General features: G+C 63.5%; 12 protein-coding genes. 5 read left to right on the forward strand and 7 right to left on the reverse strand.

What is annotated here, in order from left to right; translation table 11 throughout:
* Positions 1-553: 553 nt before the first annotated feature.
* Positions 554-880, forward strand: coding sequence for a ribbon-helix-helix domain-containing protein (locus QCE64_RS21995; protein ID WP_309923532.1), 327 nt, complete (start codon positions 554-556; stop codon positions 878-880).
* 168 nt (positions 881-1,048) lie between these two features.
* Positions 1,049-2,194: a hypothetical protein gene (locus QCE64_RS22000; protein WP_310006241.1), complete on the forward strand. Its 1,146-nt coding sequence runs from the start codon at positions 1,049-1,051 to the stop codon at positions 2,192-2,194.
* Between the two features lie 274 nt (positions 2,195-2,468).
* On the opposite strand, the gene QCE64_RS22005 is transcribed toward QCE64_RS22000, so the two are convergent.
* The gene (locus QCE64_RS22005) at positions 2,469-3,389 is read right to left on the reverse strand and encodes a DUF1521 domain-containing protein (RefSeq protein WP_310006243.1); all 921 of its coding nucleotides are present in this window, start codon (positions 3,387-3,389) and stop codon (positions 2,469-2,471) included.
* Between the two features lie 343 nt (positions 3,390-3,732).
* Between QCE64_RS22005 and QCE64_RS22010 the strand changes: the two genes are divergently transcribed.
* On the forward strand, positions 3,733-4,980 hold the full coding sequence (locus tag QCE64_RS22010) for a YadA-like family protein (protein ID WP_310006244.1): 1,248 nt from the start codon (positions 3,733-3,735) through the stop codon (positions 4,978-4,980).
* 12 nt (positions 4,981-4,992) lie between these two features.
* On the opposite strand, the gene QCE64_RS22015 is transcribed toward QCE64_RS22010, so the two are convergent.
* From QCE64_RS22015 to QCE64_RS22035, 5 genes are all read right to left on the reverse strand, one after another.
* Complete coding sequence (locus QCE64_RS22015; RefSeq protein WP_309923540.1) at positions 4,993-5,952, reverse strand: ABC transporter permease; 960 nt, start codon at positions 5,950-5,952, stop codon at positions 4,993-4,995.
* Between the two features lie 7 nt (positions 5,953-5,959).
* Positions 5,960-6,943, reverse strand: coding sequence for an ABC transporter permease (locus QCE64_RS22020; RefSeq protein WP_310006246.1), 984 nt, complete (start codon positions 6,941-6,943; stop codon positions 5,960-5,962).
* Entirely contained in the window at positions 6,943-8,508 is a 1,566-nt protein-coding gene (locus QCE64_RS22025) for a sugar ABC transporter ATP-binding protein (RefSeq protein ID WP_310006248.1), read from the reverse strand. Before QCE64_RS22025 ends, QCE64_RS22020 begins: the two co-directional genes overlap by 1 nt.
* A 70-nt stretch (positions 8,509-8,578) precedes the next feature.
* Positions 8,579-9,586, reverse strand: coding sequence for an ABC transporter substrate-binding protein (locus tag QCE64_RS22030; RefSeq protein ID WP_309933306.1), 1,008 nt, complete (start codon positions 9,584-9,586; stop codon positions 8,579-8,581).
* A 116-nt stretch (positions 9,587-9,702) separates the two neighbouring features.
* Complete coding sequence (locus QCE64_RS22035; protein ID WP_310006249.1) at positions 9,703-10,791, reverse strand: LacI family DNA-binding transcriptional regulator; 1,089 nt, start codon at positions 10,789-10,791, stop codon at positions 9,703-9,705.
* 213 nt (positions 10,792-11,004) lie between these two features.
* Here QCE64_RS22035 and QCE64_RS22040 point away from each other — a divergent pair, with 213 nt between their 5' ends.
* Positions 11,005-11,805, forward strand: a complete 801-nt coding sequence (locus tag QCE64_RS22040; protein WP_309923549.1) for a phytanoyl-CoA dioxygenase family protein — start codon at positions 11,005-11,007, stop codon at positions 11,803-11,805.
* Positions 11,802-12,737, forward strand: coding sequence for an aldose 1-epimerase (locus QCE64_RS22045; protein WP_310006251.1), 936 nt, complete (start codon positions 11,802-11,804; stop codon positions 12,735-12,737). The genes QCE64_RS22040 and QCE64_RS22045 overlap by 4 nt, the downstream gene beginning before the upstream one ends.
* 803 nt (positions 12,738-13,540) lie before the next feature.
* Here the strand turns inward: QCE64_RS22045 and QCE64_RS22050 are convergent.
* Entirely contained in the window at positions 13,541-13,849 is a 309-nt protein-coding gene (locus QCE64_RS22050; RefSeq protein ID WP_309923554.1) for a hypothetical protein, read from the reverse strand.
* Positions 13,850-13,903: the final 54 nt, after the last annotated feature.

Here is a 13,903-nt window from a genome sequence, read left to right on the forward strand (position 1 = left end):
CGAAAGACGTGAGTTTCGGGCGACGTAATGCATCGAAGCGCCCTGCCATGCCGGCTCCGCCGAATGGGCCAAATGGCATTGCCACGCCAGAAGCAGCCATGCCGCACTGTGCGCGGCACGGCGCGTTCTGTTTCTGCCAATCAAAGGATGTTTTTGCATTCTGCGCCAGTTCATGATCTTTAAGATTTTTATGCGTCGAATGCTTAGGTCTCTTATGGCTCGAACCTTAACTCACTTTATTTCGTGAAGATCTGATTCGAATACCTGCGATCCCTGCGTCCTGCATGCGCCGCGTCTTAGTGATCGAACTGTATCGCGCCTCTAATTTTCAATGGTCGTATTGGCGTATTACATGTGGCAGTCCAGAAGATTCAGAATGATCGTGCGGGTGCGTACAAGAGTATGCGCCGGAGGCAAAGCTTATTAGACGGTGTATCCGCATGAAAAATCAATGGAATAAGAATCAGGATATTTCAGGTAGGTGTTTTCCCGGTGTTTCAATTGTTATGCCGGAGCCTGGCAAGTTATGTGAACGTCATCGGGCTCTGGAATCGTGAAAAGGCAAGCTTGCGAAATCAGTTCGACCTGGATCGTGCCGCGACAGCGCTCGATGAGAATCAATGGCTTTGCGACCTGCGTCCGGCTTGAAGAAGTCTACTGGCGAATCATCGAGACGCTTGCGGAACGCGAGTCGGTCACGGTGGGAAAACTGGTGTCGAAGTGGGCGCTGGAGATGGACCTGAGCGTTCACGAAGTAAAAAACTTCACGGGCTATCTGAGGGTGGTGTGCGTGGTCGAGATGATCAAGAGAATCCAGCCGTCTTCACCGGGTGAGCCCGATGATTTTCTAAAGATCCTGGGAGCCGGCACGGGCTTGTGAAGTTGTGCGCGGCCGATGCTGCGCAAAAGGAGAGATGAACGACAGGGATATCGGAATGGGAAAGCCGAAGTGCGGTGTTCCAAGGCAGCGCATGAGTAGGCATGTGTCATTAACTCAATAGGAGCTTTCTTTATGTCAGTGAGAAACGTAAGTTCGCCGGGAATGGGCATGATGCCTCTGGTCGCGGACGACGGCGGCGGTATGGCCGGTCTTTCGGGCGCGCGATCCCGCATCGATCCGGATGTGATGCAGCAAATCCAGCAAACCGTGAAGGATTCGGTGGACAGCTACCTGGGTGGGCAAGGCGGGCCTTCATCGATTCCAACGCAGCTCGCGGCGGGTGGCAGTGCCGGCGCGGGGTCAGGCAGCCTTCCGCCGGAAGTGGAGGACAGTATCAGTCAGGCCGTGAAGGAAGCGGTCCAGGACGTGCTGCAGGGCGGTGGCGGAGCGACGCAGCAGATGCCGCCGACGACGGGACAGGCTTCTCAAGGAATGGGCGGCGGAGGTGGAGGTGGAACTCCGATGCCTGCGCCAATGCCAGTCGATGGCCCTTCTGCAGGCGAGGGCGGTGCTTTGCCTCCGGGACAGCCGACAATGGGACCGGCTCCTCAAGGGATGGACGGCGCGGGCGGGTCGGCTGGTCCGATGACGGCACGGCAGGCTGCGATGACTGGCAATCCCGCACCGCAACCCACCATGAAGGCCGCACCGCAGCCTGCGCCACAGCCGGCGCCGCAGGCCGCTCCGGTTGCAACGGGTCAAGGCGGCAAGCAGGCAGCGAACGGCCCAGCTGGCCTTGCAGACGCAATTGGCTCGCAGGTGAAAAAGGTTATCGACTCGCTGATGAACGGAGGTAATGCGGGCACGGCAGCCAGGACTGGTGTCGGCAACCCGGGCGGTGCAATGCCTAAGGCTGCCGCTGGCGGAGGTGGTGGCGGTACGGGCGGCGCGACGCCGAAGGCTGCCGGAAGCGGAGGTACAGGCGGCGGTACAGGTGGTGGAGGCGGTGGCCTGGGCGGAATCGGAAATGCTTTGGGAGGCATGATGCCGAAGATCGGCGGTGGAGGTGGCGGAGGCAGTGGCTCGACGGGTGGCACGCACGCGAACCCGGCCGGTCAGCAATCCCCGAGCGGCACGCCGGAACGTGGCCAGACGGAGGACAATCCGCAGGTCAACACTCCCTCTGATTCCCAGGACCCGGGGGAAGGAACCGGGATCGGCGGGGGTGATGCCGGCGGTGGCGGTGATGCAGGCGGCGGTGCCGTTGATGGCGGTGCTGATGCAGGCGGCGGCGACGGAGGCGGCGGCGACTGATCTCGCCGATTGTTGAGACGCCGCGACACGATTCGGCGTCGAAGCGCACTGCAAGTCTCTTGCAGTGCGCTTTTCATTTTCAGGCTCGCAAGCTGAGTGGCAGACTGCGCGGCGGAATCGCACAGGAAGTGCTGGCTGATGCATGGTGGGGATTGGGCCGCGCGCCGTCGGGCCGCACGAAGCGGCCGTCGGGCCATGAATGATGAAAAAGGAGACGACGGCGTCGGGCGCCGTCGTCTCCGTGCGGGTCAGTTCAGAAGGATCGAATGGACACTCAGGCGCTGAAGTCGGACGCCCTGGCCATCTGATGGCTCTGTTCGTTGACCCAGCCCGTACCCGAGCCGGTTGCCATCAGGCGCGGGCCGTCCTGCGGCAGGTTCTGCAGCTCAGCGAAGCCGTTGCTCTTTTGCACGCTGAGGCCAGCGGGGTTCTTTTCGCTCAAGCCCGTGACGCTGTACGCCTGGTTGCCTCGCGTGATGGTCAGGCCGTCGGCATACGAAACGCCGCCGTCGCTCGGCTGCGTGTGCACGCCGATCGTGGTGTTATCCGGCAGATCGAAAGTCATGGAACCGTTGAACATGCCGCTCGTCTGGCTGTCCGAACCCGAATTGAAATCAATGTGCGGATCTCCCCACAGCCTCGTGGCGATGTTGTTGGCCTTGTCGGTGAGCAACATCGACGAATTCGACTTGTCCAGGTCGATCTTGAACTGTCCGAGATCGATCGACCCCTTGTTGTCGCTCACGCCCGTATCGGACCAGCCGCATTGCGCCGGCGGTGCGGGCGGCATCGGCGGCGTCGGCGGGCATTGATAGCTGTTCATGGACGTGCTGCGCTGAAAGTCGGAATAGCTGAAATTGCCGCCTCCGTACGATCCTTGTGGAGCCTGGCTCGAGAACATCGAATTGAACGACTGGTACGAGGACATGCTGCCCATCGGGGAATTCAACGAATAGTAATTCTGCGAAGCCATCGATTGATAGTAACTGGATGGATCGCTATAGGTCTGTTGCGAGAAATTGTTATAGCTCGACGTCTGATAGCCGCCGCCGCCGCAGAAGGGGGGCACGGGTGCTGGCATCGGCATCGGAATCGGCGCGGGCTGGCACGCCGGCGGCGTGGCAGGCCCGTTGCAGAAGCCGCCGCCGAACCGGCCTGGAATCCGCGGCGGCAGCGGCGGAAACGAAGTTTGCATGTTGACTGCCGAATTTGCCGAAAGTGAGAAAGTCATAAGAACGTCCTGATTGAGCGAAGGTTATGGTGATCTTTCCATGCAGTCGAGCAAGCGCGACACGGAGTCGCGTCGTGTTCAAAGCTGCGAACAAAGTTTAAGTTTCGATAACCCGACACGGGTGCTACATAGTTATCGCAATAACATAGGCATAACAATTCGCATTGAATCTCGCTCCGGATTTTGGTCATGACCGGATACCACCTTTGCAAAGCCGGCGTGACTATCCTCTGAAATCACTGATATCAGGCGAGCGGCGCACAGTGCGCTCCTCGCGATCGAGAAGTTATCCAGTGAGGAATGGAAAGTGACAATCAGCGTCGAAGTAAGGGAGCTGTGCCCGGTGCAGGCGGATGACAACAAGCTGGCTCGCATGGAAGGTTCGGGCGCGGCAACGATGCGCCATGCGCTGACGGGCACGGTCAGGGCATTGACGCTGATCGGCCTCGCGGGTGCGAGTTCGCTAGCCGTCGCGCAGGGCGATGTGACGGACGCGTTCTCGAGCGCGAGTGTACAAAGCGTACATGCGCCCGAGACCGTGAAGACGGTACCCGCGCAACAAGTCGAGCCCGCTCGATCGCCTCGCAAGGGACGCGTCAGCATGCGCTTTGCGAGCGATGCAACTCCTTCCGTTGCGTCGAAAGCAACGACTGTCAAAGCCGCGAAGCCTTCAAAGCGGTCCACGCCGGGCAAGCGCGCCGCGTGGCGCAAGCAGAGACTCAAGCCGCTTCCGGGCGCGCTGCGATCCTATGCGACAGAGCCGGGACAGCGAAGCAGCAAGCGTGCTCCGGCGCATCCGGCCAGCGCCATCCGCCCGCAGCCTCGGACCGAAGCAGCGCGGCCGATGGCCATCGAGAAAGTGTTTCGCGCGGTCTCGCTTGCGGAGATCCAGGAAAATGACGAGAGCGTGCTCGCCGCTGCGCCGGTCGCCGCCACGGACACGGCGGCGCCGGCGGACGCTTCGGGAACGGATGGGCATGGGCAGGCCGCCTCCCTTCACGGCATCACGGCGCACGCGCTGGTTTCACAGGCGGCCCAGGCCATAGCCGCGAATAGTCTCGCCATCGGTAACGACTCACTGGCAAGCGGCGCGCGTTCGAGCGCGGTCGGCAACGGCGCCGTGGCAAGCGCGGCCAATTCAGTGGCGCTGGGCGCGGACTCGCTTGCGGACCGCGAGAACACGGTGTCGGTCGGCAGCGCGAGACACGAGCGGCAGATCACCAACGTCGCGCCGGGAACAGCGGCCACGGACGCCGTCAATCTCGGGCAGATGAACAATGCGATAGGCGGCGTGAACAGCCGCATCGACGATGTGGACCGGGTTGCGCGGCGTGGCATCGCGTCGGCGGCGGCGCTCAATATCGTGACGCCGTATCTGCCGGGACGCACCACGGTCAACGCGGGTCTGGCGAGTTATCGCGGGCAGTCGGCGCTTGGCATCGGCTTGTCGCGCTGGAACCAGAAGGGGACGGTCAACTACAACCTGGGCGTGTCCACGGCCGGCGGCAACAGCACGATTGTGCGCGTGGGCATCGGCATCGTCCTGCGAGCGTGAGCGCCACTGGATTCATCGCGCGACGGGCGTCTCCGTCGCGACGCCGCGCTTCAGCACCCGCGCCTGCAACACGATGACGAGCAACAGGAACATGCCGCGAATCACCGACTGCCAGTACGCGGACAACGAGATATAGCCCAGCCCGTTCTCGAAGTTGAGCAGGTTGAACACGAGCCCGAGCAGCGCCACGCCGGCGATGGTCATCGCGATGGAACCCTCGCCGCCGGTCAGCCGCGTGCCGCCGAGCACCACGGCAGAGATGGCGAACAGTTCCCAGCCGACGCCTTCGTTCGGCTGGCCCGCACCGAATTGCGCGGCGAGGATCGCGCCCGCGATGCCCGCGAGCAGACCGCTGACGGCATACACGAAGACAAGCGTGCGATCCACGTTCAGCCCCATCAGACGCGACGCTTCCTCGCTTCCGCCGATCGCCAGCGCATGCCGTCCAAAGCGCGAACTGCGCAGCGCCAGCCAGCCGATCACCGCGACCACCGCGCAGACGATGCCTGGAATCGGCAGCCCGAGAAAATCCCCCTGGCCGAAGGCGGCGAAATTGGTATCGGACGAAATGGCGACTGCATCGTTATGACCGAGCAGCAGCGCGAGTCCGTGCGCGCCGAGGCTCGTTGCCAGCGTGACGATGAACGGCAGGATGCGCATGTGCGTGATGACGAGTCCGTTCAGCACGCCGACCGCGAGGCCCGCGAGCGAACCGGCAAGCACGCCGGCCACGACGCCATGTCCGCTGGCCAGCGCCGCCACGACGCTCGCCAGCGCGGCCACTGCGCCGACCGAGAGATCGATGCCGCCCGTGATGATGACGAAGGCCATGCCGATGGAGATCAGCAGGAACATCGAGTTGTAGCGCCAGAACGACGTGATGTTGTAGGCGTCGGCGAAATGCTCGTAGCGCGTGACGCCGAGCACGAGCAGCGCGGCGAGCGCGATCAGGATGGGCAGGTTTTTTTTCATGAGCGGCTCAGCCTCGCTTGCGTTGCACGTACACGGCGGCGATGATGATCGCGGCCTTCAGCACGAGCGCGGCGGCGTCCGGAATGCCGTGCGCGAGCAGCGTGTAGCGCAGCAGCTGGATGATCAGCGCGCCGATCAGCGTGCCGGTGATATAGGCCTTGCCGCCCGTGAGCGCGGTGCCGCCCACGGCGACGGCCGCAATGGCATCGAGTTCCACGCCCAGGCCCACGACGTTCGCATCCGACGACGAATTCACCGAGATCGAAATCAGCCCGGCGAGCCCCGCAAGCGCCGCGCACGCGGTATAGGCGAGCATCTTCACGCGGGTGGTCGGAATGCCCGAGAGATAGGCGGCGGCTTCGTTGCCGCCCGTCACGAGCAGGTACTTGCCGAACAGGGTCTTGCGCACGATCCACGTGAACACAGCGACGAGCACGAGCATCAGCAGGATCTGGAACGGCACGCCCGCAACCTTGCCGAGCGCGATCCACTGGAACGCGGGATTGTTGAAGGCTTGCAGGCTGCCGTCGGTGACTACTTGCGCAATGCCGCGTCCCGCGATGAACAACACGAGCGTCGCGACGATGGGCTGCACGTTCAGGCGCGTGACGAGAAAGCCGTTGAAGACGCCGCACACGGCGGCGGCGAGCACCGGCAGCGTGAACGCGAGCACGATGCCGAGCGGGCCTGCGATGTTCGTGAAGAGCATCGGCGCGAGCGCGCCGGCAATCGCCATCGAGGCGCCCACGGAGAGGTCGATGCCGCCCGTCGCCACGACCAGCGTCATGCCGATGCCGACGATCACGATCGTCACCACCTGCGTGAGATTCACGTTGAAGGTCTGCAGCGACACGAAATGCTGCGTGAAGATCAGGTTGAAGACGATCATCGCGAGCAGCACGGCAATCTCGCGCTGGATCGCGATGCCACGTCGTTTCTTCGCCGGCGCGGCGGATGCGAGGGCGCCGGCCGGTTGGGTCTTGTCGATCATCATTCGCTTCCTCGCGCAGTCGTTTCCACGGCTTCGGCCAGCGTCGATTGTTCGCCCGCGCCGTAGGCGATGGCGTCCATGATCGCGGCCTCGTTCATCTGCGCGCCGTCCAGTTGCGCGACGGTCTCGCCGTCGCGGATCACCACGGCGCGGTCGGCGACCGCGGTCAGCTCTTCGAGTTCGGATGCCGACAGCAGCACGGCGAGCCCCGAATCGCGCAGCTCGCGCACGATCTTCGCGACATCCGCCTTCGCGCCGACATCGATGCCGCGCGTCGGTTCGTCGAGCAGCAGGAGGCGCGGCTGCGTGGCAAGCCAGCGCGCCAGCAACACCTTTTGCTGGTTGCCGCCGGACAATTCGCGGATGGGCTGGTCGGGTGAACGCAGCTTGATGCCGAGCGACTCGATGAAGCCATCGACGATCTCGCGCTGCCTTGCGACATCGACGACGCCGCGTTTCGTCAACGCGGGCAGGCAGACGAGCGTGAGGTTGTCGCGCACCGACAGCTCCGGCACGATGCCTTCGGCCTTGCGGTCTTCCGTCAGATAAGCGACGCCGCGCGCGATCGCATCCTTTGGCGACTTGAACGCAGCGCTCTCGCCGTTCACGGCCAGCGTGCCCTTCGCGGGGCGGTCCGCGCCGAACAGCAGGCGCATGGTCTCGGTGCGGCCCGAGCCGAGCAGACCCGCGAGGCCCACTGCTTCGCCCGCGTGGACGTCGAGCGATACGTCGGTCACTTTCGCGCCTGCCGCCAGGCCTTGCGCGGCGAGCGCCACCGGGCCGCGCTTCGCGAGATTCGCTTCCTTCACCGCGCTGTCTTCGTGCACGACGGCGGCGAGCGTGCGGCCGAGCATCGTCGTGACGAGCTTGAGCTTGTCCATCTCCTGCATCGTGCTTTCGGCGACGGTCTGGCCATCGCGCATCACCGTGACGCGGTCGCATAGCGCGTACAGTTCATCGAGCCGGTGCGAGACGAAGATCACTGCGCGGCCGTCGTCGCGCAAACGGCGCACCACGCTGAACAGCAATTCGACTTCACGCTCGTCGAGCGAGGACGTGGATTCGTCCATGATGACCATCTTCGCGTCCGACGACACCGCGCGCGCGAGCGCCACCATCTGCTGGATCGCGGTGGAGTAGTCGAGCACGGGCTTCTTGACGTCGATATGCAAGCCGAACGATTCGAGCAGTTCCGACGCACGCCGCTGCACGCTCTTCCAGTCGATCAGGCCAAAGCGGCGCGGTTCGCGGCCGAGAAAGATGTTCTCGGCAACGGAGCGGAACGGCACCAGGTTGATCTCCTGATAGATCGTGCTGATGCCTGCCTCGCGCGCTTCCTTCGGCGTGCGGAAATCGACTTCGCGGCCGTCGAAGCGCACCGTGCCCGCGCTCTTGCGATAGGCGCCGGTCAGGATCTTGATGAGGGTCGATTTGCCCGCGCCGTTCTGGCCGATCAGCGCATGCACTTCGCCCGCGGCGACGGTGAGGCGCGCGTGCTTAAGCGCGGCGACGCCACCGAAGGCGATGTCGATGTCCTGCATGTCGAGAAGGGGAATCTGAGCCATGCCGTGAGTCCGTCGAAATGAAAAAGCGAGCGCCCGCTTTCAGGCGCCCGCAAGACACACACACTTCGCTTCAGTACCCGTACTGCATGCTCGCGTCGACGTTGCTCTTGTCGTAGAAGCGGTCGGACACCTTCACCCACGGCGGAATCGTTTCGCCCTTCGCATACTTCTGCGCGACGTCGCAGGCCAGCGGGCCGAAGAACGGACTCGACTGCACGCTCGCGCCGAGTTCGCCGGCCTTGATGGCTTCGAGACCGCCCTTGGTGCCGTCGATGGTCACGATCTGGATGTCCTTGCCAGGCTGCTTGCCGGCCGCCTTGATCGCGGCGATGGCGCCGAGCGCCATTTCGTCGTTGTGCGCGTAGACGGCGGTCACGTCCGGATGCGCCTGGAGCAGCGTCTCCATGACCTGACGGCCCTTGTCGCGTGCGAAGTCGCCGCTCTGCGACGCCACGATCTTCATGCCCGGGTTCTTCGCGATGACATCGTCGAAACCCTTCTTGCGGTCGTTCGCGGCGGATGCGCCCGTCGAGCCTTCCAGTTCGATGATGGTCGCCTTGCCGTTGGTGGCTTTCACAAGCCAGTCGGCGGCGCGGTGACCCTGATCGATGAAGTCGGAGCCGATGAAGGTGATGTAGTCCTTGCCCGCCTTCGCCATCGACTGGTCGATGTTGCGATCCACAAGGATCACCGGAATGCCCGCCTTCTTGGCCTGCATGACCACCGGCACGAGCGGCTTCTCTTCACGCGGCGGAAACACCAGCAGATCCACGTGCTGCGCGATCATGCTCTGGATGTCCGACACCTGCTTCGCCGCCGAACTGTTGGCATCGGTCATGACCATCTGCCAGCCGCACTTCGCCGCGATGTCCTTGAAGCTCTTGGTTTCGGCCAGGCGCCACGGGTTGTTGCTCTCCGTCTGCGCGAAACCCACCTTCAACGGTTTCTTGTTCGGGATTTTCGGCAGGCCGTCGTCGGCGGCATGCGCCGCGCCGATACCGGCGGCGAACGTCAGGGTGGCGAGTACGGCAGCGAGCGGGCGCAGGCCCAAGCGTGATTTCTTCTCTAGCGACAGCATGTCTTCCTCCATAGGATGGTTTGCCTTTTTCTAGTGATGCCGATGCTTGTGTTGCCCGGTCTGCGTGCTGCGAGAGTGTTCTGCGTTCCTGCTGCGCGGTGGCGGTTTATTAACCGTCAATCGCTAATATTATTAATGGCGAGTTGCCTTGTTTCGCTGATGACCCTGACCGAACCGCGCTCGATCAGCGGTCCGTCGATCTTCACGGTACGGCGCCGCACCGGCGCGCCCGCGGTGCGGTTCTCTTCCTCCTGCAACAGCGTGTCCACCGCCCAGCGGCCCAGTTCATAGTTGGGCAGCACCACCGTCGACAACGGCGGATGCGTATGCCGCGCGATTTCCTGATCGTCGTAGCCGAGGACGGAGACGTCGTCGGGCACGCGCAGGCCGAGTTGCTTGAGCGCCTCGATGGCGCCGAGCGCCATCAGGTCGTTCGCGCAGAAGATGGCGGTGGGCGGGTTCGGCTCACGCATCAGCGCAAGCGTCTGTTCGAAGCCGGTGTGCGGGCTCCAGTCGCCTTCGCGCACGAGTTCCGGCGCGAACGGCAGGTCCGCCGTGGCAAGCGCCGTGCGATAGCCCTTCAACCGGTCGCGCGCGGCGTCCTGCCAGGGCTCGCCGTTGATATAGCCGATGCGCCGGTGGCCCGCGCTCAACAGGTGATCGGTGGCGCTGTGGCCGCCCGCGACTTCGGCGGGCACCACCGAGGACACGTTCGCCTCGTTCGCATAGCAGTTGAGCAGCACCGTGGGCACGCGGGCGAGCGCGGCCGGCAGCGTCACGCGGCGCGTATAGACGGTGGCGTAGATGACGCCGAGCACGTCCGGATTGCCCAGCGTCGCATCGAGCACGCGCGCTTCAATTTCCGCATTGCCGTGTGTCGAATAGACCGCGAGCATGCGGCCATGGGCGAAGGCTGCGTCGCGCGCGCCGTCGATGCTCACGACCGGATGCGGACTCGTCGAGATTTCATCGGCGAGATAGACGATCAGGTTGCGTTCGCTTGCGTTGCCGAGCGGCTCGGCCGGCTCGCGCTGCGTCATGCGATAGCCGAGATCCTGGGCCGCGCGCAACACCTTGTCGCGCGTGGCGTCCGAGAACTTCGCGCCGCTCGCGTTGTTCAGCACGAGCGAAACCGTGGACTGCGAGACTCCGGTGAGTTTCGCGATGTCGGTCATCGTCGGGCGGCGTTGCGTCGTCTTTTTCATCGTGCAGGCCGCGTCGGGCGGCTGGATCCTTTTCTGTTGTTCGACAGGCCAGGCAGGGCGAAACTTGTCACTAATATTAGTGATGAATGCTGCGGAAAGCACGCATTTCTTGGTCATATTGGCTCAGGGTTTTCACCGGTTATTACTAATAATATTGACGAATCGATTACGCGCGTGCGATTCTGCTTTGACCAACGCTCAAGGAGACGGCGCATGGGCAAGTACGACGAAGGCACGCGAGACACACTCGCCGCATCGTTCGAGCGGGACGGTTTCGTCGTGCTGCGTAATCACTTCTCGCGCGCGACGATCGAGGCTTGGCGCGACGCCTTCGCGCCGCTGCTGCAACCGCATGTGGAGCAGGCGCTCGAGGCCTCGACCAGCGGCAATCGCGGACCGGGCCGCTATTACGTGACGCTGCCGTTCGAAGGCGGCTTCGCGGACCCGGCCATCTTTTGCGACGAAGACATCGTGGGCATCGTCGAAAGAGTCGCCGGGCCGGATCCGGTGATGTGCCAGCTCGCCACGGACACGCCGGTGCTTGGCTCGGTGCATCAGGAGTGGCATCGCGACACGCCGCCGCTCTTCGACGACGCGCCCGAGACGCCTTCCTTCCAGCTCGCGGTGAACTTCCCGCTCGTCGATGTCGACGACAGCAACGGTCCGCTGGAAACCACGCGCGGCACGCATCGGCTGTCTCGCGACGAGGCGCTCGCCGGTCTGGAAGCGGGGCGGTTCCCGGCGGAGCGCGTGCCGATGCAAGTCGGCGACGTGATGATTCGCGACGTGCGCGGCTTGCATCGCGGTACGCCGAACCTGACCGGTGAGCCGCGCCCGATGGTCGTGATTGGCTACAGCCGGGCGTGGTATTTCCGGCCCGAAGTGCATATCGACGTGCCGCGCGATGTGTTTGCCGCGTTGCCCGCGCGCGCACGGCGTCTGCTGCGTTTCAATCCGCAAGTGGATGAGACGGCGCGGACCTTCGATGAAAACTACCGGCAGTTCGCATATTGAGCACGCCTGCTTCCGCACGTCTCGTCGAGTTGCGCCACGAGGGGCGGCGCGTGCTGTTGGCGCCGGACATTGGCGGCGCAATTGCCGCTTTCGACGAATTCCGCGATGGTCGGACGGTTCGCTGGCTGCGTCCTGCTACGTCGGAGGCGCTGGCTGCGCGCGATCCGCTGGGCATGGCGAGTTTTCCGCTTCTGCCGTACTGCAATCGGATCCGCGATGCGCGGTTCGTTTTTCAAGGTGCGGTTGTGGATCTGTCCGGCGATGGGAACGCGTTTCCGCACGCATTGCACGGTAATGCCTGGCGCTTGCCTTGGCGGGTGGACGATTTTTCGGATAGGCGGGCGCGGCTGGTCTTGCGGCATGAGCCTTCTCCGAAAGCAGCGCACCACTGGCCATTTGCCTATGAAGCAGCGCAGGACTTCACACTCGACGCCGATAGCCTGAGCGTAACGCTGTCCATGCGCAATCTGGCCGATCGGCCTATGCCGTTTGGCATGGGGCATCATCCGTACTATCCGCGCAGCGTTAATACGCGCATTCATGCGCGCGTCAGGGCGATGTGGCACAGCACTTCTGATCTGCTGCCCACGCATGCCGGCGCGCATCCCAGCGTGGACGCAATGGCGTCGCAAGAAGGCATGTCCGCCGATGCCTTCGATCTCGACAATAACTATGCTTGCTGGTCGCGCACTGCGATTGTGGAGTGGCCCGATGAGCGTCGGTCTGTCACGCTTTCTGCCGATCCTCGCTTCGCGCATATGGTCGTGTATGCGCCTGCGGCGTATCCGGATTTGCTTTGCGTCGAGCCCGTGAGCAATGTGGCCGATTGGGTCAATCTCTTTTCTGTCGAGCACGCGTTGAAGGGTGGGGCGGTGTTGATGCCCGGGGAGTCTGCCTGCGCTTCGTTCAGGTGGATGACTCGGTTTGATTGAGTCCCTTCCCCGGGTGGGCTCTTGACCCTCGCCTGTGCTTTCATAAACTTCCCGGTTTCGCGTCGGTCTATCGGCACTGCCCCTCCCCGGGGCGGGGGTAACTTTCTTTGCGTGCTGCAAAGAAAGTCACCAAAGAAAGCAGCTTTCCTACCGCCCAGCGTCACCCCACGGCGCAGCACAGAACCACGTTTCTGGCCCGGCAATAGCGAGTGCCCTCAAAATCCCCACCCGGCTTGGATCGCAGACCCACTGAGACAAACTGCCGTTTAGCCAACTGGTGCAGCCATTGATAGCGCCGGCTCAGCGCTACGCGCTGCCGCAGGGCATGCAAGGGAAACCGTCGAAGGGTCATGCAGTGCTTTGTGAGGGATGCGGCGGTGACGCCCGGTCTCCCTGGGCCGGCAGTAGCGAGTGCCCTCAAGGCGCCCCGGCTTGGATCGCGGACCCACTGAGACAAACTGCCATCTAGCAAACTGATGCAGCCATTGAAAGCGCCGGCCCAGCGCTACGCGCTGCCGCATGCAAAGGAAACCGTCGAAGAGTCTATGCAGTGCTTCGTGAGGGATGCGGCGGTGACGCCCGGTCTCCCTGGCCCGGCAGTAGCGAGTGCCCTCAAGGCCCCCCGGCTTGGATCGCGGACCCACTGAGACAAACTGCCATCTAGCAAACTGGTGCAGCCATTGAAAGCGCCGGCCCAGCGCTACGCGCTGCCGATGGGAACGCAAGGGAAACCAACGCGGGTTGGATGTGTTTGGGGGTTGGCGATACTGCCGGGCCGTTTCGGCAGTATCGCGCTGCTTTTTTTAATTGGATTTCGCTGCGCCGCCGCTCGACGTGCCCGAATCCATGCCGCTCTTCTTGTTCTTCTGCATCTTGCTCGAGCCATGTTGCGAACCCATCGTGTTCGCACCCGATGCGCCAGACGTCGTGCCCGTCACCCCCTCGCTGTTCGGCGTGCTCATGCCCGTGCCGCCCTGGCCAGCGCCGTTACCGCCCGCCGTGCCGCCCCCAGCGCCGCCTCCGGCTCCGCCGCCCGCGCCCTGCGCGAATGCCGCGCCCGACAAAGCCAGCAACATCGTGGAAACCAGCAAGCCCTTCTTCGCGCTCTTCATGATGTGTCCTCCCATTTATGGATGATTGCGCATAGGCCGTCAGGCTCGACGCCG

This window comes from Caballeronia sp. LZ043 (genome assembly GCF_031451075.1).
Taxonomy (GTDB): Bacteria; Pseudomonadota; Gammaproteobacteria; order Burkholderiales; family Burkholderiaceae; genus Caballeronia.